The sequence below is a fragment of the Hydrogenophaga sp. GW101-3F08 genome (genome assembly GCF_059424585.1).
The window spans coordinates 657,856-680,999 of record NZ_JBWKZP010000001.1 but is presented as its reverse complement, the minus strand read 5'-3'; the positions used below and the strand labels follow the sequence as shown (position 1 = coordinate 680,999).

At 69.7% G+C, this 23,144-nt stretch carries 19 protein-coding genes; all 19 read right to left on the bottom strand.

The window, feature by feature from the left end:
• Positions 1–3: 3 nt before the first annotated feature.
• Positions 4–2,079 (bottom strand): hypothetical protein, encoded by a 2,076-nt coding sequence (locus AC07YZ_RS03430; protein WP_494793706.1) that lies wholly within the window; start codon positions 2,077–2,079, stop codon positions 4–6.
• An 88-nt stretch (positions 2,080–2,167) separates the two neighbouring features.
• Positions 2,168–4,969 (bottom strand): putative baseplate assembly protein, encoded by a 2,802-nt coding sequence (locus AC07YZ_RS03425; RefSeq protein WP_494793705.1) that lies wholly within the window; start codon positions 4,967–4,969, stop codon positions 2,168–2,170.
• Positions 4,969–7,566, bottom strand: coding sequence for a putative baseplate assembly protein (locus AC07YZ_RS03420; protein ID WP_494793704.1), 2,598 nt, complete (start codon positions 7,564–7,566; stop codon positions 4,969–4,971). The genes AC07YZ_RS03425 and AC07YZ_RS03420 overlap by 1 nt, the downstream gene beginning before the upstream one ends.
• Complete coding sequence (locus tag AC07YZ_RS03415; protein ID WP_068166235.1) at positions 7,563–7,931, bottom strand: GPW/gp25 family protein; 369 nt, start codon at positions 7,929–7,931, stop codon at positions 7,563–7,565. The genes AC07YZ_RS03420 and AC07YZ_RS03415 overlap by 4 nt, the downstream gene beginning before the upstream one ends.
• 2 nt (positions 7,932–7,933) lie before the next feature.
• Positions 7,934–8,254 (bottom strand): hypothetical protein, encoded by a 321-nt coding sequence (locus AC07YZ_RS03410; RefSeq protein WP_226492728.1) that lies wholly within the window; start codon positions 8,252–8,254, stop codon positions 7,934–7,936.
• A 4-nt stretch (positions 8,255–8,258) separates the two neighbouring features.
• Positions 8,259–8,777: a phage baseplate assembly protein V gene (locus tag AC07YZ_RS03405; RefSeq protein WP_494793703.1), complete on the bottom strand. Its 519-nt coding sequence runs from the start codon at positions 8,775–8,777 to the stop codon at positions 8,259–8,261.
• A 127-nt stretch (positions 8,778–8,904) separates the two neighbouring features.
• Positions 8,905–10,047 carry a hypothetical protein gene (locus AC07YZ_RS03400; protein ID WP_494793702.1) on the bottom strand — a complete coding sequence of 381 codons (1,143 nt, stop codon included), beginning with the start codon at positions 10,045–10,047 and terminating at the stop codon, positions 8,905–8,907.
• Positions 10,037–10,399, bottom strand: a complete 363-nt coding sequence (locus AC07YZ_RS03395) for a LysM peptidoglycan-binding domain-containing protein (RefSeq protein ID WP_226492730.1) — start codon at positions 10,397–10,399, stop codon at positions 10,037–10,039. The genes AC07YZ_RS03400 and AC07YZ_RS03395 overlap by 11 nt, the downstream gene beginning before the upstream one ends.
• Positions 10,399–11,058 (bottom strand): carbohydrate porin, encoded by a 660-nt coding sequence (locus AC07YZ_RS03390; RefSeq protein WP_226492731.1) that lies wholly within the window; start codon positions 11,056–11,058, stop codon positions 10,399–10,401. The genes AC07YZ_RS03395 and AC07YZ_RS03390 overlap by 1 nt, the downstream gene beginning before the upstream one ends.
• Positions 11,059–11,137: 79 nt before the next feature.
• On the bottom strand, positions 11,138–12,910 hold the full coding sequence (locus AC07YZ_RS03385; protein ID WP_494793701.1) for an eCIS core domain-containing protein: 1,773 nt from the start codon (positions 12,908–12,910) through the stop codon (positions 11,138–11,140).
• A gap of 214 nt (positions 12,911–13,124) precedes the next feature.
• Entirely contained in the window at positions 13,125–14,519 is a 1,395-nt protein-coding gene (locus AC07YZ_RS03380) for a TGL-type protein-glutamine gamma-glutamyltransferase (protein ID WP_494793700.1), read from the bottom strand.
• On the bottom strand, positions 14,516–15,826 hold the full coding sequence (locus tag AC07YZ_RS03375; protein ID WP_494793699.1) for an eCIS core domain-containing protein: 1,311 nt from the start codon (positions 15,824–15,826) through the stop codon (positions 14,516–14,518). Before AC07YZ_RS03375 ends, AC07YZ_RS03380 begins: the two co-directional genes overlap by 4 nt.
• Positions 15,823–16,077 carry a hypothetical protein gene (locus AC07YZ_RS03370; protein WP_494793698.1) on the bottom strand — a complete coding sequence of 85 codons (255 nt, stop codon included), beginning with the start codon at positions 16,075–16,077 and terminating at the stop codon, positions 15,823–15,825. The genes AC07YZ_RS03375 and AC07YZ_RS03370 overlap by 4 nt, the downstream gene beginning before the upstream one ends.
• On the bottom strand, positions 16,074–18,008 hold the full coding sequence (locus AC07YZ_RS03365; protein ID WP_494793697.1) for an ATP-binding protein: 1,935 nt from the start codon (positions 18,006–18,008) through the stop codon (positions 16,074–16,076). Before AC07YZ_RS03365 ends, AC07YZ_RS03370 begins: the two co-directional genes overlap by 4 nt.
• Entirely contained in the window at positions 18,005–19,333 is a 1,329-nt protein-coding gene (locus tag AC07YZ_RS03360) for a Pvc16 family protein (RefSeq protein WP_494793696.1), read from the bottom strand. Before AC07YZ_RS03360 ends, AC07YZ_RS03365 begins: the two co-directional genes overlap by 4 nt.
• Positions 19,330–20,109 carry a hypothetical protein gene (locus tag AC07YZ_RS03355; protein ID WP_494793695.1) on the bottom strand — a complete coding sequence of 260 codons (780 nt, stop codon included), beginning with the start codon at positions 20,107–20,109 and terminating at the stop codon, positions 19,330–19,332. Before AC07YZ_RS03355 ends, AC07YZ_RS03360 begins: the two co-directional genes overlap by 4 nt.
• 26 nt (positions 20,110–20,135) lie before the next feature.
• Positions 20,136–20,843 (bottom strand): hypothetical protein, encoded by a 708-nt coding sequence (locus AC07YZ_RS03350; RefSeq protein WP_494793694.1) that lies wholly within the window; start codon positions 20,841–20,843, stop codon positions 20,136–20,138.
• An 11-nt stretch (positions 20,844–20,854) separates the two neighbouring features.
• Positions 20,855–21,379 (bottom strand): phage tail protein, encoded by a 525-nt coding sequence (locus AC07YZ_RS03345; protein ID WP_226492739.1) that lies wholly within the window; start codon positions 21,377–21,379, stop codon positions 20,855–20,857.
• 11 nt (positions 21,380–21,390) lie between these two features.
• Positions 21,391–22,983: a phage tail sheath family protein gene (locus tag AC07YZ_RS03340; protein WP_494793693.1), complete on the bottom strand. Its 1,593-nt coding sequence runs from the start codon at positions 22,981–22,983 to the stop codon at positions 21,391–21,393.
• Positions 22,984–23,144: the final 161 nt, after the last annotated feature.

The window sequence follows — 23,144 nt, the reverse complement described above, 5'->3', positions numbered from 1 at the left end:
CCTTCATGATTCGTAGAAAATGCCGGCCCGCAACCCCACCCGCAGGTACTCGGCGAGGCGGATGCGCAGGTTGGCTTCGCGCTGCGCGCCGTGCAGGTGGTGAAAGACGCCCATTTCGCTTTCGTCGTCGGCGCCGCGCAGCACCTCGGGCGGTGTCGAGCGGGCGAGCTGGGCGTAGGCCGGTGTGCCGTAGACCAGCGAGGTGAAGCGCGGCGCGATGTGCTGCGCGTCGGCCGCCGAGCCGGGCTGGCAGCGGAAGCGCGTGGGCACGATGGCGCTCAGCGGCAGCCAGGAGAAGCGCACGCAGCCCACCTGCTTGCGCGCGGCGCGCACCGGCACGGCCCAGCTGTCGCCCTCGGCCAAGGCCGCAAGCAGGATGCTGTTGGACACGCTCATCTGCGCCGCGTGCAGCTTGCCCACCACGGTGCAGGCCTCCAGCGTGAGCGCCGCGCCGGGGCCGCTGCCATCGAGCGCGGCCAGCGCCACGCCGCTGCGCCCGGTGGCGTCGATCAGGCTGTCGTGCGCGCTCAGGCTGGCGCGCTCGTGGCAGCGCACGGCGCCCACGATGCAGCGCTCGATGTGCGTCCGCAGGCCGGCGACTTCCAGTTGCAGGCTGGGGCTGGCGGGCTGCGCCGGGCTGGCGTCCGGGTTCAGGGCGATGCCCGGCACCAGGGTGCAGTGCAGCAGGTTCAGCTGTTTCAGGGCGTTCGCGCCGTCGTCGGGCACCACCAGCGGCGCGCCGGTGATCAGCAGGCCGTTGAGCGTGCAGGCGGCGTTGGCCCCGCCGGTCACGGTGCAGCCGCCCAGGTCGAGCACCGGGCGGCGGCCGTTCTCGGCCCGGATCTCGATCTGCCCGTCGGCCACCACGGCCAGGGTCAGCGTTTCCGTGTAGCGGCGGCTGTCGCGGATTTCCACCACGCCGTTGCCGGCGATCTGGGTCAGCGCCGCGCCGATGGTGGGCTGGTCGTCGGGCACGCGCACCACCAGCGTGGTGTCGGCCGGCGCCGGCAGGCTCTCGCCGCGTTCGTATTCGCCGCCGCCCAGGTCGGCGCTGAAGCCTTCGTGCCAGGTCAGGCTCAGCTCGGCCGGGTCGTCCGCCTCCGGTGGCAGCGCGATGCGCCCGAGCACCGGGTCGATGGCGTAGACGCCCGCCGGCGGCGGGGTGTGGGCCCAGGTGGCGCCGTCGTCGCCCAGGTCGCAGACCACGATCTGGTCGCGCTCGATCGGCGTGCCGCCAACGCTGAGCAGCAGCGCGGGCTCGGCGTTGTCCAGCGGCGCCGCGGCGTGGGCCCGCGTGCCGTAGTGCTGCGCCAGCTCGGCGGCCAGGCGCCGGCGCGAGAGCGGGCCGGGCACATGGGCCGGCTCGGCCAGGTGGGTGATGTCGTCCTCGGCGCGCGGGCGGTTGTACAGCGGCAGGTCGTGGTTGAGCGGGCTCACCCGGTAGCGGCGCGGCCCCACCCGCAGCGCCGGCGTGTCGCGGTGCCGGTAGGCCTGGATGCGCCACAGGTGCAGGCCCACGTTGGGAATGTTGTGGCGCCCCCGGCCCGACTCGATGCGCCGCATGTCCACCGTGCGGTTGGCGCTCTCGAACGCCGTGCCCACGCGCTCCAGCGCCAACCCGTGCCGCAGGTCGGGCGACTGCAGGTTGTGCGGGCGGGTGTGGTTCATGTACTGCGTGGTCACGATGCGCTGGAAATACTCCACGGCGCGCGCGTCCCAGCCGGTCACGTCGCGCGCGAGCTGCTCCAGCACCAGCGCCGTGCCCTTGCGCCGGCGCAGGGCGATGGTGTGGGCCACCTCGGCGCGCGCGCTGGCCACCTTGGGCGTGACGCCGTGCAGGCTCTGGTAGCCGATGAGGTCGCCGATGTAGGGCACGACCCAGTCGGCGCAGGTCTCGATGAACAGGTCGTCGTGGAGCTGCTCCAGGCTTTCCCCGGCCACCGCGATCTGCTCGGCCAGCACGCCGATCAGCTCTTCGAGCGGCCCGCGCTCCAGGCCCAGGGCCTGCGCAAGCTCGGCGTCGCGGATGCGGTGGATGGCCGGCAGCAGTTCAAAGAGCGACTGGGTGTCTGTGGTCATGGGATTTTCCTCCGCGCCGCGCTCACTGGAGTACCTTCGCCCTGCGGGCTGCGGTGCGAGCTTGCTTGGGAACGGCCCGGAGCTGCGCTCATGGCATCACCTCCAGTTCCACCGGCTCGTTGGCCAGGGTGAGCAGTTCGGCTGGCAGTGGCTGGCCGGTGAGCGAGGCCACGGGCAGGGCCGCGAACAGCCGCGGCACCAGGCCCGGGGCCTGGCCAGCGCGGTGCAGGCGGGTGACGTGCACCGCCTGCACGCCCGCCACCGCCTGGGCCACGGCCGACACCTCGTCCACCGACACGGTCTGCCCGAACTGGCGGCGCGCGAAGCTGAAGTGCGCGCGCAGTGCGGCCTCCAGGGCCTGGAGCACCGGGTCGGTCTCGTGGCTGGCCAGCACCTTCACCGAGAGCCGTATGCGAAAACGCACGCCGAGGTGGTTACGCAGGTGCAGCGGCACCAGCGCGTCGCCGTGGCTGCGCAGCGCCGCGCCGAGGCTGGTGAAGGTGGCGCCCGACGGCGGCACCACCGCGCCGTCCACCCCGGCGATGCTGAGGAACACGCCCCGCGCGGGGCCGGCGGGAATCCACAGCGCGTGGGCCTTGTCGATGCCGGCGAAGGCGCGCGCGAAGCTGGCGTAGTCGGTGATCGAGACCGCGCGGTCCAGCGTCAGCACGGTCAGCGGCGCGTTGTCGCGCGCGCGCTCCAGCCGCTCGCCGTCTTCACCGCCGGTGGCGGCCTCGGGGTTCACCACCTCGCTGACGCCGAGCGGGCGCGACAGCAGCGTGGTGAGCTGGCCCGCGGCCACGTTGCCGGCCACGCCCAGGCCCTTGCGGTAGCGCGCGCGCACGTTGCTCTGCCCGCTGGGCAGGCGCGCGCCTTCCACGCCGTCGCCAAACTCCACCGTGGTCAGGCCGTCGTCGTCCTGGCGCGTCTGGTAGACGCGGGCACCGGGGCTGGCCTGGTAGAGCGTGGGGGCTTCGGTCCACAACACGTCGGCCACGCGCAGCTCCAGCGTGGACGAGCCGCCGCTGGGCGTGGGGGCGCTCACGTAGGTCAGCGGCGCCTGGTTCAGCACGAAGCGCTGGCCCGCGCTGCCCGCGTCGCCGTTGCCCAGCAGCGCCTCGACCGTTTCGCCGTGCGTGGCGGGCGCCACGTTGCCGTTGATCCGGACGCTGGCGCGCTCGTACACGTGGCGCAGCGCGGCGTCGAGCTTCAACTGCGTGTGGTCGCGCTCCAGCAGCACGGCCTGCCCGGTGTTGGCGAGGTGGGCGATCTCCCGCACCAGCGGGTCGTCCTTGCGCGCCGGCGCCAGCCGGATCTCATGGCCCTTGGCCACCAGCGTGCCGCTGCGGCCGTCGCGGTCCATCAGGGCGAGCCGCAGGCGCACGGTGGACTGGCCGAGCAGCGCGGTGAAGGCCTCGGCGCCGAGCGTGACGGCGGTGAAGAACAGCAGGCGGCTGGCCGGCGCGGTCATGAAGAGTTCGTCGCCCTCGGTCAGCGCCACACTGCCGCCCTGCGCGAGTTGCAGCGACAGGCCCTGGGCGCCCGCGGCGATGGCGATGCGCTGCCGGGTGCCCGAGACCGCCAGCGCCTGGCCAGGCAGCAGGCCTTCCACGCGCTGGCCCAGGGTGAGCGCGTCGCCGTGCACCGGGTGGAACAGCGGCGTGTCCACCGTGGCCAGGCGCTCGCTCTGCGCGAGCACCAGCGTGTTGCGCAGGCCGAAACGGGCGGCGCTCAGGTTTTCGGTGGTGTCGGGCGTGAGGCGGGTGGTCTTGCCCGAGATGCCGAAGTCGTTGCGGCTGAGCTGGCTCACACGCTGGACGCGGTAGAGCCCGGTGTAGCCCGGCAGGTCGGCGCTGCCCTGGCCGGCCTCGTTGGACACCAGCGCGAACCAGGTGCCGGCGGTGATCTTGGGGTTGGCGCTCTCCAGGTCCAGCGTTGTTTCGTTGATGTGGAACTGCTTCCAGACCCAGTTCGAGGGCGTGCTCTTGTCGATCTTCTGCGCCAGGTTGGAGCCGCGGCCGCTGAGCAGGTTGGGGTCGGGCGCGTTGTGGCCGAAAAGCGCCGTGCGCTGGCGAAACGCGTGCACCTCCACGCCCACGCCGGCCGGGCTCATGGGCGGGAACGCGCTGCCCAGGGGCTGCTTCCACACCACGCGGGTGCGGGCGTTGGCGTTGTCGGGCAGCACCGCGCTGAGCACGCGCACATCCCAGTGTTCGCCGCCGGGGTCGCTGATGCGGTCGCTGCCCACGATCAAGATCGCGTCGCCCGGCTGCAGCTGGGTGGCCAGGCCGTCGAGCCACAGCTCGGTGTTGCCCGACTGGGGCCGCCAGGGCACGCGGGTCTGCACCGGCATGGCGTTCCACTGCACCCGCGCGGGGATGTCGGCCACGGTCTCGAAGCTCTGGGCCGTCTCGTCCTGGCCGGGCACGCTCTGCACCCGCGTGCCCACCGGGATCTGGATCGGCTCGGACGGCGCGCCCGGCGCCTCCAGCAGCTTGAAGGCGAGGTGGGTGCTGGCGGCCACGCCGGGCGCGAGCCGGTAGCCGATCAGGCGCGCCATCTCGCGCACCGACAAGCGCTCGGTGGCGGTGCGCAGGTAGTGTTCCTGCGCGTAGCGTTCGGTGTAGAAGCTCAGCACGTCGAGCGAGGTGGCCATGGCGTCGGCCAGCGCCAGGCTGAAGTCGCTCAACTCGCGCGTGCCCAGGGCCGCCAGGGCCGGTGTGTCGGTGCTGGACAGCCGCGCCTGCATGGAGGCCAGGAAGTCGCCGTGGCGGCCCACCCGGTAGGCGATGGTCGGCTGGCCGGGCGGGTTGTGCACGCGCGCCGGGGTGTCGGCGTCCACGCCGGAGCAGCAGCCGCAGTCGTCGGGGGAGGTGTCCTGGCCGCTCATCACTTGCCTCCGTGCAGTTCCAGCCGCAGCACACCGTGCTCGGGGAAGTTGGGGTCGTTGTCCAGCCGCGCGATTTCCAGCCGGCCCAGGGTCATGAAGCCGTCGGCCAGGGGTTTGGGGTCGGGCTGGTCCTGGCGCTGGAAGCGCGTGACCTGGACCGAGCCCACGCCGGCCACGGTGCGCGCGGCCGCGTACAGGGGGCTGAGGAACACGGTCTGGCCGAAGCTGAAGTGGTCCGGGTGGAACAGGCCGCGCGTGCCGTCGGCGCGGGTGCGGCTGCTCAGCGCATCGAGCAGGCCGCGGCTGACGTCGCTGCGGAAATGGTCCTTGTCCACACAGACCAGCAGGTCGATCTCCAGCGACACCGCGATCGGGTCGTGGATGCGCAGGTCGTGGCCGGCCATGCGGTAGCGGTCCAGGTGGGTGCCGACCTGGGTGGCGAAGGCGGGGTCGATGGCTTCACCGTCCTGCCGGTCAACAGTAACGAACACGGTGTGCCAACTGCCGGTCCAGCGCAGGCTGGCGGCGGCGCGCTGCACCTCGGGCAGGCGCTCGGTGACGGCGGCGTAGTCGGCCGTGGTCACGGCGCGCTCCTGGGTGCGAAAGGCCTGCGGCGCGCGCCTGCGCACCTCGGCGGTGGTCTCGGGCGCCACGCCGCCGCGCGCGGGCATGGGGTTGACCACCGCGTTGATGCCGCCCTGCGTGGTCACCACATGGGCGATGGCGCCCGCGCCCACGTTGCCCTGCGGCCCGTTGCCCACGCGGTAGTGCGCGCTGAAGGCGGTGCCGCTGTCGGGCCGGCGGCCGTGCCGGTCGTCGCCAAAGCGCAGCCGCGCGCTGCCGTCGTCTTCGGCTTCGATCACGAAGTGGGTGTCGGTGGCGCGGCTGGCGAGCAGGTCGCGGCGCGGGCTCCAGGGCTCGCTGCCACTGCCCTGGGTGGCGGTGAGGCCGATCCGGGGCAGGGCGTCGGCGGTGCGCCAGCGCATGGCGGCGCTGGCCGAGTCCTGCGGATCGAACAGCAGGCGCTCGCTGCTGCGCACGCCGTTCTCGACCCGCGTTACGAGCACGGTGCCCTGGTGGGTGAGCGGCGCGCTGGCCAACTGCGGCCGGTAGCGCGGGGGCAGGGGCTGCGGCGCCTCGCGCTGGCAGGCGTCGCCCGCCACGGCCGGGTGGTGCAGCCGGGGCTGCGGCACGCTGCCCAGCGGCTCGTCTTCGATGCGCTGGCCGTGATCGACCAGCACGTTGTTGCCCAGCGCGGTGCTCACGCCGTGGATCAGCACGCTGCCGTGCGCCTCGTCGGTCTCGCTGGAGATGCACAGGGCGAAGGGCAGGGCGTCGGCCGGGTGCCAGGCGATCTCGGTGATCTCGGTCAGGGTGGTGGGGTCGGCCGGGTCGGGGGGCAGCGGGTCGGTCAGTGGGTCGCTGCCATCGAAGGCGCGCACGGCGCTCAGGCGCACCGCGTGGCGGTGGGCGGGGTCGGCATCTTCGGGCTCAGCGCTGAGCGGGCTGAGCTGTTCCTGGAAGATCAGCACGTCGCCCGCCTGCAGCTCGGGCCAGTGGCCGCGCAGCGTGGCGCGGGTGGCGCCGCGGGGCAGGCAGCAGCGGGTGTCGCCCCAGGTGTGGAATTCAAAGCTGTTGTGCGCCTCGCGCAGGGTCGCGCCTTGCAGCGGCTCGAACACCAGGGGCCGGGCCTGCAGCGCGGCGCGCTCGGCGGGCGAATCGGGAACGATGCGCGGGGGAACACCCGCCACCCGGGTATAGAAGCGCAGGTCGTCGGGCAGGGGGAAGGGGCCGCCGCTCACGTCGAAGTGCAGCCAGGCGCGGGCGTTGCATCCCTCGTGCACCGCGTAGTCCACCAGCAGGGCGTGGCGGCGCAGGCTGCTGCGCCGGCGGGCGGTGTGCAGGTAGGCCTCGGTGGCGACGGCGTCGAGCTGGTAGTGCTGCAGGTCACCCACGTAGGCGATCAGCTCGGCCAGCGTGGTGGCCAGATCGGCCGGGCTGCGGTCGCGCCAGCCCGGCATGTTGCGCGCCAGGCGGTCGATCACCAGCCGGCGCAGGCTCTCGTAGTCGCGGGCGAGGTAGTTGATGTCGGGCGTGGGCTTGGCGGGTTCGGTGCAGCCCGGGGGCGTGCGGCAGTCGAAGTCGCTCGGGCATTCCACCTTGAAGCGGAATTCGATCTCGGAGAGCCGGGGGTCGAAGTCGGGCAGCGGGGTGGGCGTGGCCGGGTCTTGCGTGAGCCGCAGGGTATAGCGCGAGAAGTCGCCCGCGCTGTCGGTGCGCACCAGCAGCACGTGGTCGGCCTCGGCCAGCGCGCTGAACAGGGCCTGCTCGGCCGCGTTCGCCTCGGCGGGCGGCGCGCTGGCCACGCCGATCCACTCCACCTGGATGCGGCGGATGCGCTCGCCGCCTTCGATCACGACCTGTTCGCGCGTGAGACCGGCCGGCACCGGCTTGAGCAGGCGCACGAGCAGGGTGCGCTGGCGCGGGCTGCCCAAGGGGGCGTCTAGGTCCAGCACCTCCAGCCAGTCGATGCCGTTGAGCGTGGGGTGGGCGTCCACCGCCGTGCGCCGGTTCTGGTCGCAGCAATGGAAGATCATGGCTGGCCCCCCTGGGTGAAGGTCTCGCGCTGGCGCGAGGCGTTGCGCCGTATCAGGTACTGCACGGTGACGCTGAGCGCGGCGTCCACCGCCCGCACTTCGACCGCCTCGACCGTGATCAGACCCGAGAGCCAGCGCTGCAGCGCGCCCTGCACCAGGAACTGGGTGGTGGCCGCGAGCTCGGGGCTGTTGGGGGCGAACACCAGCTCGCGCAGGCCGCTGCCGAAGTCCGGGCGCATCACGCGCTCGCCCGGCGCGGTGAACAGCACCTGCTCGACCAGGCCACGGATCCAGTCCGCCTCGTCGGCCTCGCGGGTGAGGCCGCGGCCGTCGAACTGGTAGGGGAAAAACAGGCGTTGGGTCATGTTTAGCTCCCGATCACGCGGGGTTGCGCGGCCACCGGCATCAGCGGTGTGCCGTTGGGCACGCAGACCGCCTGGCTGTCCATCAGCACCAGGGGCTGGCCGTTGGACTGCACCCGCAGCGCGGCCACCACCCACTGCCCGGTGACGCAGGGCACCGGGCTGCCCGAGACGTTGAACGGACAGCCCGCGATGGCGTAGGGCGCGCTCATCACCACCGTGGGCTGGCCACTGACCAGCACGCGCGGGTTGGGCGCCGTGGGCGTGGCGCTGCCGCCGTGGGCACAGAGCACGGTGGCGCCGACGTGGAGCAGGGGGCCGGGCATGGCGTCAGGTCACCGTGAGGGCGCCGTTGTTGATGGTCACCACCGGGCCCACCAGGGTGATGGCCGCGCCCTTGCCGTTCTGGATGTAGATGCCGGTGTCGTTGACGATGAGCATCGCGCCGGTGGTGCTCTTGATCATGATGCCGCCGGTGGGGCCGGGCACGTCGGAGATGGTCAGGCCGTTCTGCAGCGGCGTCTGCAGCGTGATGGCCGGCACCGCCGGGGGCGTGAGCAGGGCCAGCGCGGGCACTTCCGCAGCGCTGCCCCAGAAGCCGCCGACCCAGATGGGATAGTCCGGGTCGCCCTGTTCGAATTCGACCCAGACGCCCGAGCCGGGGATGGGCAGGGCGAACATGCCGTTCTGGATGCCCGCGATCGGCACGCAGGGCATGGCCCAGGTGCCGGGGATCAGGCCGCCCACATCGGGCACCTGCACCATCAGCCGGCCCTGCTGCATGGGGTCGACGTTGGAGATCACCATGCCGCGGTATTTGCCGTAGTACTTCTGCGCGCTGTTGCTCACTGGACGACCCTCCGTGCTGCGCACTGTGGGGCTGAGCCCCTTGGGAACGGCCCGGCGGTGCTCACTGGAGTACCTTCGCCCTGCGGGCTGCGGTGCGAGCTTGCTTGGGAACGGCCCGGCGCGGCGCTCATACCGGAATCCTCGGTGTGATGGAGATCAGGCCGTTGCGGCTGAGGTCGAAGCTCTGCTTGAACTCGCCGCGCTTGAGCGTGCTCTTGACGCTGGAGACGTAGTACAGGCCGTCGTAGGCCAGGCCCACGCCACGCACCCCGACCAGCCCGCGCGACTTGAGCGGGCGGCCGTAGCGCAACACGTCGAGCTCGCCGCTGGCGGTCACCGAGTCCTGCGATTTTTTGGCCTCGGCCAGACCGCGCGAGATCGCCTGCATCGGGTTCATGCGGGCCGTGTCCTTGAGCATGGTCAGGTTCGACAGCGGCGTGGACAACACGCCCAGCGGCGGCTGCAGCGGGTTCAGGTTGGGGATCGGAATCGGGATGGGCGCGCGGGTGAACTGGTTCTGGATGAACACGATCGGCAGCACGCCGGCGGTCGGGTCGAAGTTGAAGCTCAGGTTCTCGACGTTGGTCAACGCGTCCATGTCCACGTTGAGCGCGGGCTGGGGCACGCCGATCTTGATCTCGGGGCCGAAGTAGGCGATGTTGGTGCCCGGCGCCGGCCCGGGCTCGATGTAGAACACGTAGCCCACCTGCTCGGCGAGCTGGCGGATGTAGGCCAGATCGGTACCCTGCTGGGCGGGGATCTTGTCCACCGGGATCGGCACGTCGGGGAACAGCGCCGGGATCACCAGCGGGATCAGGCCGAAGGGCGCGTACTTGGCGCACAGCAGGGCCACGCGCGCTTCGATGGGCATGGCCGGAAACGGCAGGCCGCTCCAGTCCTGGGTGTCCATCACCTTGGTCAGGTCTTCGCCGGTGACGGTGACCGTGCCGGGCGAGCCCTGGCCACCGGCCTGCACCTCCACATGGGTCATGACGCCGTCGAACAGCGGCTGCGGCGAGCCGTTGAGCGTGACGATCAGCATCACCCGCAGCGGCGGCGTGCCCAGCCCGGTGTTCTGCGCGCCGGCGATCAGGAAGATGGTGTTGAGCTCGGAGCGCGAGCTGAACTGGAAGGTCAGCGTGAAGCCGCTGGCGCTGCCCGCGGAGCTGCGCACCTCCACGCTCTCCAGCGCGTCCATCACCACCCGCGGCGCCGGCACCGCGATCACCGGGCCGATCAGCAGGGTGAGCTGGATGCCCTTAGCCAGCATCGCTGTCTCCCGGGATGCCTTCGGGCAGGGTGATGCGCAGCAGGCGGCCCACGGTGGCGGTCAGCTCGCTCGGGTCCATCGCGCCATTGGCGTCGCACAGGCGCCAGTACTGCAGCGGGTCGCCCAGGTAGCGCGCGGCCAGGTTGTCGATCCGGTCGCCGCTGGCCACGGTGTGCTCCGTGAGGGTCGAGAAGCGCTCGGGCGGCGGCACGAAGCGCCGCTTGACGAAGGTGATCACCGTGCCCTCGGGCGTGGTGGTCTGCGCCGAGCCGATACCGTGGTAGCGGCTGGTGGGCGCAAACAGCGGAGTGGCCAGCGCGTGGGCCTGCATGAATGCCTGAACGGGGTCCATCAGCCGATGCCTCCTATGCCCAGGGCGCCGAAGCTGCCCGCCTGCGCCTGGCCGGCGAGCCGCTCCTTGCCCTGCAGATACGCCATGAACAGGCTGCCGCCCTTGTGGGAGAAGCCCAGGTCGTCCACCGACAGCACGCGCAGGCCGATACTGACCTTGGCGACGATGGGGTTGAGCGCCGGGTCGAAGGCCTCTTCGGTGACCGAGAACTCGGTCAGCCGCACCGGCACGATGCGGTTCTTGCCCCACACGAACAGCATCAGCGGGGCCTCCATGGGCGCGATCTCCAGCGTGCCGGAATCGGCCTGCCGGTGCACTTCGAGCAACTGCGCGCTGCCCGGGTTCGCCAGCGCTTCGAGCACGGCCAGCTGGGGCGCCACGCCGTGGTCCACGGTGCCGCGGTTCTGGTCGGGAAACTCCAGCTGGTCGGCCGCGTCGATGTCGGCTTCGAGCCGGAAGGTCTCGATGGCCGGCCCCTTGAAGCGCATCGCCTCGCTGCGGTTGGCCGCCTCGCCACCGGCGGCCTGCACCTGCAGGCTGCGGGTGAGTTTTTCCGGGTTGTACTGCAGCGAGATGACACGCAACACCCGCGACGACTCGGGGTCGATCAGCACCAGACCGCCTTTGAGGACTTTGGGGGAGTTGGGGAAGCTGGTCATGCGTTTTTCCTTGCGCCCGGTTGAATGGGCTCGTGACAAGCGAATGGCATTGCGGTTCGAACGAACAGGTGCATGGCCATCAGCTTTCTCCCCGCACCAGGAACATCTCGACGCGCCTGTTCATGGCCCGGGTGATGGCGTCCTCTTCGGTTGCAGTGGGTAGCGTTTCTCCGAAGTGGGGTGGGTTCCCTGCATCCAGCAGGCGACTCGCCGGGAGACGCTCACGCCTGGCCATCTGGTAGAAGGCCGTCGAACGCCGTCGGGCTACCCGGTCATTGACCTCCAGGCTGCCGGCACTCGATGCGTGTCCAACAAATCGGACTTTCACCTCAGGATCGGATTCGATCTGCGCCGCCTTGATTTCACGGAACGCCGACAGATGTTCTGGCTTGGGCTGGACTTCGTCGAAACCAAGGTTCAGAAAACGATAGTGACGACCTGACTCGACGGTCTGGAATATGCCGGGGCCGGTTCGAGACGCAGTGTTCTGGTCGGTTTCGGGCGCGGTTTCGCTGATGCCCGTTGATGTTTCAAAGGCGGTTCTGGCCTCGGTACTGCGTGTTTCGAGGCGCCAGATTTCGCCTCTGAAGAAGGCTCTCGCAATGTCATCTTCCGGCACGTGGCGTGCAATCTGCTGCTCCACCACATCCACTCTGGGCTGGTAGGTGGTCCGGTCGACCAGCTCTTCCGATGTCATGACCTTGCGTGCAAGCCATTCCGTCAGGCCTTCGTTGTAGAAATCGGAGTCCTTTGAAGCGGCAACCCAGGCAGCGTAGTCGGGGTGACGGTAGAAGTGAACGAGCTCATGAATCAATGTCAGCTGTCGAGGTCCTGCTTCCACCCGGCGGTGGACGAATATCTCGCGGCTGGCCCCATCTCCCCGAGTGAACGCCGGTTGTCGCGCACCAAGGGTCACGATCTTGGGGCCCACATCACTGTCGTCAATCAGCCGATCCAGCATGGCCACATAGTGCGTGTTCGTGTCGTCGATCGCAAAGTCCTCGGCCTCGGACATTTGCGGGAGGAAATTGTCGAGCCACTCCCTGAGGTAGGTGCGGTCGTTTCGGATGGTTGCCGGCTCAAACAGGCTCACCCGGCGTTCAATCTCGGAATCTGGCAGCGCCGATGCAATCAGTGGGAAGCGCGCAAGTACCCTTTGGTGCATGGCCACCGCATCGCTATCGAGGTTGGTGTCGTTCGTATGGGTCGGCTCGCGGCGGGAGAAGCTGCGGTTGTCCAGGAATGAGAAAGCCTGACCGAACAGCAGTTCGGCGGTCCCACCATCCGCGCCCACCGGGTCCACCCATGGCTTGCGCGCCGCTGTGCTGCCGCTCGGCGTCTGCCGGGGTGGCCCGTCAATCCGGACGTTTTCGTGCACCGTACCCAGCCGAGAGGGATCTTCCAGATCGCGCTGAATCAGCGTCGGCCCGTGAGAAGGAATGGTCTGCCCAAGGTTGCCTTGCTGAATGACGTGGGTCAGCTCGTGGGCAATCAGTCGTTGACCTGCAGGGTTGCCCGGGTTGTTGTGGCCGGCACCGAACACGATCGCATTTCCCGCGGTGTAGGCTTTGGCGCCGACATCCCGCGCCGATGCCTCCGCTGCAGCGCCGGAATGAACCCGAACACGGGAAAAGTCATACCCGAACCGGTGTTCCATGTTTCGCCTGAGGGGCTCGGGCAACGATTGACCAGAGGTTCGCAGAGCCTGCTCCACGCTGGGTGGCGCAGCATCGAGCGAATCGCCCTGATGGACGCCGCGGGAGCGTTGGATGACCGGTGCAACGTCCTGTGCAGGGCCCCGATCCAGGGTGGACACCACCCGCTCGGCGACCTTGTCGGCCTCCAGCTCCATCGGGTCGTTTCCCGAGCCCACGACCAACTTGGTCTGCAACCATGGGTCGGCTGGTGATGGGCCGTGTTTGGCGGCGGTGCGACCCCATGATGTTTCGGTCGTGTTTCGCTGGAGCAGGGACACCCGCCCGGGCAAAGGCTTCGGCCTGGGAGCGGCTGGGTGTCTCGCCAACCCTCCGGTTGTGGCTTGTCTTGCGTTTGAGCTCATGGATGGCTCATGGTTTTTTGGGTTGCGCTGAACCCGATGAGGTCGGCGGCGTTGAGCCTGATGCAGTGGCCGCCGGGTCCGGCGCTCGATAGCGCGGTCCAACGCGGACCTGATCCAGGATCTGGTCCTCGGTCAATTTCACCCGATGGTCCTGGCGCAACCGTTGGGCATATTCCTTGGCGGTGAATATCCCCATGCCGTGACCAAAAAATCGTTTTTTGCCGAGATAGGTGGCGTTTTCCCCTTGAAAGGCGCCACTCGTTATGAATTTCTTGTTGTCGAGGAACACCCAATCACCGCGTTGCAGACCCATGTCGGTGGAGCTGTCCAGCAGCTTTCGCAGCGAGAAATCGGGCAGGCTGGCCATGTTGAAAACCAGGGAGCTCCCGCCCATGCGGACACCTGGATTGCCCGAGAAAGGAATCGTTACGCTGATGTCGCTGTGGCTGCGGTCGAATTTCGCAACGGCGGTGGCGGGATCGGCGGCCTGCAGACTCCGGAAGACTCCCACGAACTGGATCAATGCCGCGGCGGTGAAGCACTCAAATGAGTAGCGCTTCTTTGCGGTGCTCGACATGAGGTCCTGCGCGGCGGCTGCCGCACTGGCTTTGGGTACCAGCGTCACCTCAATGCGCTCGACGGTCGCATCTTTTTGCCAGGTAGGATGGTTGGCCAGATGACGGTGCACGTTCTCCAGGGCCGTTCGCCCGGAACCATTGGTGATGGCTTCGGTGCCAGCGGATGACCGCAAGTGATAGGTCACGAGCCAGAGCGCGGGGTCCATTTGAAAACCACGGCCTTCCATCGTCCGTCCGAATTGCCAGGTCGGGTTCTTTTCACCGGCTTGCGCGGCTCCTTCGGCGGCTGGGCTTGGTGTGCGCTGGACGCGGCGCGTCCCACCATCCTGTTGAACGACGTGGGTGAGTTCATGGGCAATCAGACGCCGTCCTGAAAGGCTTTGCGGTTCAAACTGTGATGTGTTGAAGACCACCGATTGCCCAACGGTGTAAGCACGGGCGCTGACCTCACGTGCGGAGCTTTCGGCGGCTGGCCCGGTGTGTATGCGTACACGGGAGAAGTCGTGGCCCAGCCGATGCTCCATGTCCCGTCTGAGCGAAGGCTCCAGTGGCCGGCCCGATTGCGCCAACGCGTGGTCCACACTCATCGGAGCCGTACCGACACCTGCGGCTGGCTGGCTTGCCATGCGCTGGATGTGCGGTACGGTCCGGGCAGTGGCTGCGCGCGGGGCCGCCACCAGAGCCAGATCGGCTGCGCGGTCGGCTTGTTGTTCCAAGGGGTCGCTGGTCCCACCCACCATGAGCTTGCGCTGCAACACGCCGTGCGCGACCGATGTGCCCGCCGCCTTGGCCGGTGCGACCTGCAGGGGGGCGGCCGTGCTCATGGGCATTTCGTGCTCCCGCAAGGGTTGGCGTTCCAGCGGGTGTTGCCGGTCTTCTTTCGGTGGCAACAGAGGTCGTCCAGCACCGCGCCGCTGTAGCTGACCGACACCGTGGTCACGCCGATGCGGCTGTGATGGTTCAGGGTGCGGATCAGGGACTGGGTGCCCACGTGCACGCAGGCGTGCGAGCCGGTGTTGAGCAAGCCCTCGTGAATCGCCTGGATGCCTTTGAAGAAAATCGCGTAGTTCATGGTCCCGGCGCCGCTGGCCGAGTAGCGCGCGCCTTTGCCCTTCTTTGCCACGGGATCGGTCAGGTTGCCCAGGCGGATGTTTTCGGAGTCGGTGTAGCCCAGCCCTTCCAGCCGCGAGACCTTGGACTTCTTGACGCGATCGGTCAGACCGACGCCCAGCATGGTGGAGCCGCCCGCGATGGACATCACGATGTCGGCCGGCACATTGGACGATGCCGAGCTGTATTTGGCCGTCAGGGTGCCGGTGGGCATGCGCGGCTCCAGCTGGCCGGCCGCAAGGGCCGCGGCCTTGTGTCCGTCGTCCACCACGGCCTTGTCGAACTGGATGTCGATGTGTTCCACCCAGGGCTGGGTCTTGGCGTCTGTCAGTGTTTCGTCGGCAGCCTCGAAGGCAATCGTGTCCTTGCCCTTGCGGCGGTAGCGGTGCAGGGTCTGCGCGGAACCGGTGCTTGGTTCGCCCGACGGGCCGGTCTGCTGGACCACGTGGGTCAGCTCGTGGGCGATCAGGTGGCGGCCCGCTGCCGTTTCTGGCGCGTACTGGCCGCTGCCGAACACCACGTCCCGGCCCACGGTGTACGCATGGGCGTTGACGTCCCGGGCCGAGACTTCGGCCGCCGCGTCCGCGTGCACGCGCACCCTGGAGAAGTCGTGGCCGAAGCGTTGCTCCATGTCCTGGCGCAGCGCCGGTTCCAGCGCGCGGCCCGTGCCCGCGAGCGCTTTGTCCACGCTGGCGGGCGCCGCGGCCGCACCCTGCGACGCGCTGCCGCTGAAGCGCTGGATGCGTGGCGCCACCGCGCCAGCGTGGGATTGGCCTGGTGCGGCGAGCACCTGGTGGGCGACCTGTTCGGCCTCCTGCTCCAGCGCGTCGTTGCTGGCGCCGATGGCGAGCTTGCGTTGCGGGGCGACGGTGGAGGCGTCTTCCTTGCAGCGATCCGATGCGGTAGCGGACGAACCGCAGCCGCAAGCGCACTGGCGTTGCAGCCATTGGCTCGGCACCGGCATGTGGGTGGATGCCCTGGGTTTACCGGCCTTCGTCATCAGGGGTGCCGCTGTGCTCATGACCGCATCCCCCGCACGATGCCTTGCGCGGTCTGCTCACCCACCGCCGTGGCCCGCGCGCCCGGCGCGATGCGCAGGGCCGCGATCTTCAGCCGGGGCACGCTGTGTTGCGCCATCAGCGCCTGTGCGGCCTGTGGCGTGGCCAGCAGCCGGCCCAGCTCCGCACGCAGCCCTTCGGCGATGCCGGTCTGGTCGTCGCGGTCGAAGCCGCGCAGCACCAGCCGGTCGATGTGCAGCACGACGCGGTTCATGCCCACCCCCGGGTTTCGGCGTCGCTCAACGGGCGTTCGCGCTTCAGGGCTTCGGCTTGCGCGGCCCGCAGCACATGGCCCATGCCGATCGGCTGTGCGTCTTCGGCGGCGTGGAAAGCGGCGTTGAGCGCGATGTTGCGGATGTTGCCGCCCGCCATCTGCAAGCGGGAGAGCCGGGCGTGGTCCAGCCCGGCGGTGGGTGTGTTGCCTGGGAACACCCGGCGCCAGATGGCTTCGCGTTCGCTGGCCTCCGGGAACGGGAAATGCACCACGAAACGCAGCCGGCGGTGAAAGGCCGGGTCGAGCGCGGTTTTCTGGTTGGTGGTGAGGATCGCCAGCCCGCGATAGGCCTCCATGCGCTGCAGCAGGTAGCTCACCTCGATGTTGGCGTAGCGGTCGTGGCTGTCCTTGACCTCGCTGCGTTTGCCGAACAATGCGTCGGCCTCGTCGAACAGCAGCACCGCGCCGCTGTCTTCGGCCACGTCGAACACGCGGGCGAGGTTCTTTTCGGTTTCACCGATGTACTTGCTGACCACGGCCGAGAGGTCGATGCGGTACAGGTCCAGGTGCAGCTCGTTCGCCAGCACCTCGGCCGCCAGGGTCTTTCCGGTACCGCTCTCGCCCGCGAAGAGGGCGGCGATGCCCAGGCCGCGCGCGCCCAGTCCCGCAAAGCCCCAGTGCTCGTGCACCGTGGTCCGGTGCCGCAGGTGCGAGGCAATCTCGCGCAGGGTGGCTTTCTGAGCCTCGGGCAGGACCAGGTCGTCCCAGCCCGCGACGGCCTCGATGTGCTGGGCCAGGCCCGCCATGCGCCGGCTTTCCAGGCCGCGACAGGCCTGCCACAGGCTGCGCTCCAGCGCCGCGTCGTCGCTGTGAGGGTCGAGTGTTTGCGCAATGCGCTGGATGTCGTGGGTGCTGAGCCTGAACTCGGCGGCCACGCCGGTCGTCGCGTGGCGCAGACCTTCGGCGCTGGCACCCAAAGTGGCTCGCCACAAGTGTCGCTGGTCGCTGGCGCCGGGTTTTTCCACGCGCACACGCAGGTCGCGCCGCGCCAGCGCCGCGGGCTCGGGGGCCGCGATCAGGCAGACGCCACCGATGCGCTCCACGAAACGCAGCGCCTGCGGGGGCAAGGAGGTGTCGGCGCATTCGATCAACAGCGCTGCGTCGCTCAGCACCGCTTCGCGCTGCCAGAGCCAGACCAGTGCGTCAAGCTCCTGGGGCGGGGAGGGCAGGTCGTCGGTCTGGATGGCATAGAGCTGCAGGCCGAGTTGTGCCGCGGCGTGGGCGGCCACGTCGCGCTTGCCGTGCGGGTCCTTTCCCGGCAGTTGCACCACCGGCAGGGCCGGGCCGGCCCGCTTCCATTCGGCCACGATGTGCAGGGCCGTTTGCCGCTGCGCCTGTGCCATCAGGTCGGGTTCGGCGACCCGTTGCATCAGGGGCTGCAACCGTGTGTCCAGAAAGCCGATGCCGGCCAGGAAGTGCAGCACGCGTTCGTCCAGCCGCAGGCGGGCCGTGACCAGCGCGGCGTCTTCCGCGATGTCCAGCATGCGGTACAGCCGCAGCGGCCGCACCGGGGTCAGCGCGCTCCAGTGCGGGTCGGGCAGCACGGCCAGAGCCAGGCCGAAGGTGGCCCAGGGGCGCTGGCCGCTGGGTGAGGCGCCCGCGCAGAGGGCGCCGATCTCGCTGTCCATTTCGACGCCGGCCGCGAGCAGCAGGATGTCGCGCTCGAAGCGGGAGAGGTCGAAGCGTTCGACCAGCTGGTCAATCGCTGCCGGCTGGTCCAGTTCTTCTCGGCATTGTTCCAGCCGGGCCTGTGCAGCCGCCTCGTCCTCACCGCGCAGCCGGGCCTTGATCCGCGCGAACTCGGCCGACAGCAGGCGCTGGTTGGCCTCGGTCCAGTCGGTGGGCGCGCGGGTGGTGTCGCGGGCGTTCATGTGATCACCACGCGCTGGTTCAGGAAGGTCGGCGGCACGGCCGTGCGGTCGATGACAGGGCTGTCGATGCCGTCGATGCGCAGGCGCGCCAAGTGGCCGGGGGGCTGGCCCGGTGGGGGCGGCGGGGAGACGGGCGCGTCTTGAATCACGAAGTCGAGCGAGGTGGTGGGCGTGGTGAAGGCCTGGGGCGCGTATTCCTGCTGGCCCAGCACCAGCACCACGCTTTGCCCGGCGCGCAGGGCGGGGTGGAAGTTGATCGTGAAGCTGGCGCTGTCGTCGCCCGCGCGCACCACGTTCAGCGGCAGCCCGGTGATCTGCGGCGCCAGCGTCATGGCCAGGCGGTTGCTGCTGCGCGCGGCGCTCTCGCCCGGGCGCAGCACGCTCACGCCGACGCGGTAGACACCCACCGGAAAGTTCGCGGCGTCGACCACCGGGATGTTGAACCGCACCAGGGCCGCGCCGCCGGAAGCGAGCGCGGGCAGGCTGAGTTCGCTCTCGAAGCGGTCGTTGCTCAGCAGCACGGTGCGCCCGGTGCCGTCCAGGTGGTGGCCGGTGAGGTCGATGTCTTCGCCGAGCCGGGCGACGATCTGTCCGCCGGGTGGCGACACCGCCTCCAGCGTCGGGATGGCGGGCTCCAGGCCGGGCACCACGAACACGCCGCGCTCGCGCCCGCTCTGCGGGTCCACGCCGCCGCGCGTGAGCACCGGCAGCGCCGAGCGCACCGGCTCCGTGGCTTCGATCAGCACCACCGTGGCGCGGTAGGCCGCGGTCGGGCGCAGATGGCTTTGCGTGGCGGTCCAGAGCTTGGACATTTCCTCGGTGTCGAGGTGCTCGGGCGTGATCTTGATCAGCTCGACCTGATCGGCCAGGCCCGAGTCGAACAGCGCGCGTTCGAGCGGTGTGCCGGGCAGGGGTGTGGGCGTGAGGGCCTGGCGGATCAGGCCGCGCGTGAGCAACGGGGACTCGTGCAGCCACTGCATGGCGTAGCCCAGCAGGATCTCGGCGTGCAGGTCGCCGCCGCTGTAGGCCGAGAGCAGGTAGTGCAGGTCCAGCGCCAGCGGCGCGTTGCTCAGCCGGTTGCGCCCCGACGCATCGCGGCTGGGCAGGCCTTCGTTGCGCCAGCCGGTATTGGCGCTGACGCGGTGCAGGAACAGGTTGAGCTGCGAGGCCTCGGTGCCGTTTTGCGGCACCACGCGGTCGGGCGGCAGAACGCTGACGGTGGCGGTGCTGCCCAGCACGCCGCTGAGGTTGTGCTCCACCAGCCCCTCGCTCAGCAGGCTGCGCAGCGTGGCGGTAACCGCGGCAATACCCAGGGCGGTGGTCATGGGCGGCCCCCTTGGCGCCGGGCCAGGTATTCGTCCAGCGAGACCGGCGCTTTGCGTCGTGCGGCGGGGCGTTGCGCGGGCGCCGCCGGTTCGTGGATGGCTGTGAGCTCGATGCGGCCGATGCTCACGTGCACTTCGGTGGTCTCTTCGAACCGGCTACCGTGCCCCGGCCGCCGAGGCTCCAGGGGTTGCGCCTGGGCGGTGGCGGGCTGGCGCACGCGGATCACCGGTGAGAGCAGCGGCTCGACCTGATTCCACGCTGGGGGCGCTTCGGTTGACGATCCAGGCGACGTTGTTGCCAGTGTCGCGTCCGGCCTCGGGGTGGTGGGTTCGCCAGTTGCGAGGTGCACGCTGCGGGCCGCCAGGGCTTTGTCCACTGGGTCCGGCGCGCGTGGGTCGGATGTCGGTGCATTGGCACGCGCCTCCCGCGCCGGCGTGGGCGCCGCGCCGGCTTCGTCGGCAGGTGCCAGCAGCGGGGCGGGGGCGAAGGCCGTTGGCGCGCTCTGCCCGCGCCGAGGCGCTTGCAGAACCGGTTGATGCGGTGCTTCGGCCGGTGCGAACACCGGGTCGGGAAAGCCGGGGCTGGCGCCCGGGGGCGTGCTGGCGGTCGTGTCGGCTGGCTGAACTGGCGTGGTGGGCTCGGGCGCTAGAGCGCCGTCCTGCAGCGGCGTGTGTGGTCCGAGCAGCTCGGGTGCGAACCGCGCGCCCGATGCTGCGCGCACCGTGCGGGCGGTTCCGTTGGCCCGTTGGGCGAGACGTTGCAAGAATCCGGTCATGGTCTGCCTCGTCTCCTGGTGGTTTCTCAGTCCCGGACCAGGTCCAGATAGGCGGCGCGCCTGACCGGGCTGAGGGCGAACACCTCGCCTTCGGTCCAGCCGTAGGCCTGCGCCAGGCTGTGCACCTGGCCGAGCAGGCCCCGGGCGTGCTGCTGCACGTCGCCCCACAACAGGTCGCCCGCGTCCAGCGAGGCCTGCGTCGGCTGGCCGCAGGCCTCACAGGCCACGCTCAGCCGCAGGTCGGCCAGCGGGTCGGCGGCTTCGAGCTGTTCTTCTGCCTCGCTCAAGACCTCGGCCAGCGTGGCGGGGGCATCGGGGCGCGCCACACAGCAGCGCTCCAGCAGACGCAGCGCGGCGGCCTGCGCATCGGTTTCATGGGCCAGGGCCGCGAGATCGCGGCTGTGGGGCACGCGGAACCGGAACCCCTGCAGCGCCACGTCCGCACGCTCGTCTTGTGCGCTGGCGTCGGCCAGCAGCTCGCCGATGTCCAGCGCCAGCTCCAGGTGTTCGCCACAGTGTTCGCAGTCCAGCTGCACCTCGACGCACGGGCCGAACAGCGCGGCCCGCATGCGCAGCAGCCCGGCGTTGACCACACCCAGCGGCAGCTGCGCGAAGCGCTCGGGCGCCACGTCGGGCCGGGCCCAGGCGCAGAGCAGCAAGGCCCGGTCAATAGGATGGCGGGGCTGGCCGCTTTCCCAGAGGCTGAGCAGCTCGGCTTCGTCGAGCGCGCGCATGGCGGCGGGCCTCAGGCCGGTTCGGTGAAGCGCGGCTCGGCCGGTTCGGTGACGTCGTAGTCACGCTCCCAGCCTTCGTTCTCCAGCTTGATCGACTGGATGGCCACCGCGTTGGCGTTGGCGTCCAGGTCGGGCAGCGCCTGGTATTCCGAGACCCAGCAACGAAACACCTTGTAGGCCAGGACGAGCTGGCCGGCCTCGTTGTAGACCTCGATGATCAGGTCCTTGCGGAAGTCCTGCAGCGAGACCTCGGCGCCCAGGCCGGAGCCGAAGTTCCAGACCTTGTTGGCCCAGCGCTCGAACTCGGGGTCGTGCGTCACGCCGCGCTCCAGGCTGATCGCCTCGAACTTGGTGCGCCCGGGCGACTTGCGCGTGACCGAAGGGTCGCCGCCCTCCCGGTGCTCGACGAGTTCGGTGCTGCGCTTGAGCGCGCCGACCTTGCTGATGCCCGCGACGTAGCGGCCGTCCCACTTGACGCGGAATTTGAAGTTCTTGTAGGGGTCGAAACGCTGTGCATTGACGCTGAACTGAGCCATGACGGTTCTCCTTAGACTTCGACCTGACCGGCCATCTGCTGGATCTTGAGCACCACGAATTCGGCCGGCTTCAACGGCGCGAACCCGACCAGGATGTTCACGATGCCGAGGTTGATGTCGTTCTGCGTCGTGGTCTCGCGGTCGCACTTGACGAAATAGGCTTCACGCGGGCTGCGGCCCTGGAACGCGCCCTGGCGAAACAGGTTCTGCATGAAGGCGCCCACGTTGAGCCGGATCTGCGCCCACAGCGGTTCGTCGTTGGGTTCGAACACCACCCACTGGCTGCCGCGGTACAGGCTCTCTTCGAGGAACAGCGCGAAGCGCCGCACCGGCAGGTATTTCCACTCGGAGGCCAACTGGTCGGCGCCGGCCAGCGTGCGCGCGCCCCACACCAGGTTGCCCGTGACCGGGAAGCTGCGCAGGCAGTTCAGCCCCAGCGGGTTGAGCAGGCCGTTCTGGCCGTCGGTCATGGTGTAGCTGAAGCCCTGCACACCGGAGAACGAGGCGTCCAGGCCCGCCGGGGCCTTCCAGACACCACGCTGCACATCGGTGCGCGCGATGATGCCCGCGACCGCGCCGCAGGGCGCGAACTCGGCGAGGCGGTTTTCGCTCAGCGGATCGGCCATGCGCAGGCGCGGGAAGTACACCGCGGCATTGCGGGCGTCGTCGTTGCCCGTCGCGGCGCGCATCGCGTTCACACCCGTCTGCGCGGTGCTGATGGCGGTAGCGGCGTTGGCGGTCCAGGCGGCGGGCGAGTCGATGATAAGCATCGCGCGCCGGTCCTGGCAGTACGAGGCGGCCAGGGCCCAGGTGGCCGGGGCGACGTCGACCTCGTGCGTCAGCGGCGGCAGGCACAACAGGTTGAACAGGTCGGCCGCCTCCAGCGCGTACATGCCTTCGCGGTTGGCGATCGCCGTGGCGTTGGTGGGCACGAGCTGGGTATCGGTGATCGCCGCGCCATCGGCGGTCGCAACGCCCACGGCCGCCACGTTGGGCAGGGTCGGGTCGGCCGGATCGTCCGGGCTGGCATCCGTCGGCGCGGGGGTGCGTACCCTCACCAGGGCCGATTGTTCGTTGAGCACGGTGTCGACGAAGCGCGGGCTCAACGGCGAGACCGAGACGTTGCGAAAGCTCTCCGCGGCCACCACCTGGCTGCCGCCCACCCGGTCGAGCTCTTCGACCGTGAGGTTGAAGAGCAGCGCATCGGCGGGGTCGCGGGTGAGGTGGTCGACCCGGGCCCGCAAGGCCTGGCCCCACAGGCCCGGGCTGGCCGCCTCCAGCACCAGGTTGCCGGCGCCCGCGGGCAGGGTGATGGTGGCCGTGCTGGCGGCGATGTCGCCGTTGAACACGCGCACGATCAGCGCGTCTGCCCCGCCGTGTTGAAAGAAGTGGCTCACCGCGTAGCCCATGGTGCTGTCGCGCCAGAGGCCGCCGAAGATGCGCGCGTATTCCGTAAAACTTTGTACCCGTACCGCCCGGTTGACCGGGCCGCGCGTCGAGCGGCCTATGAAGGCTGTGATGGACGTGGCGACACCGGTGATGGTGCGCACACCACTGGGAACCTCTTCGACGTAAACCCCAGGATATGTGAGGGCTGAAGGCATGGTGGACGCTCCTTGTTGACTGTGTTGGTCGGGTGCCCGGAGTGCGCCTTGTGGCGCCTGGTGAAGCCAGCGGTGTGCTTCAGGACCGAGAGGCTACGAACTTCACCGGTCCGATGTTGTGACAGTTTGTGTCGCTCGATCCCTTGTCCCACCACTGCGAT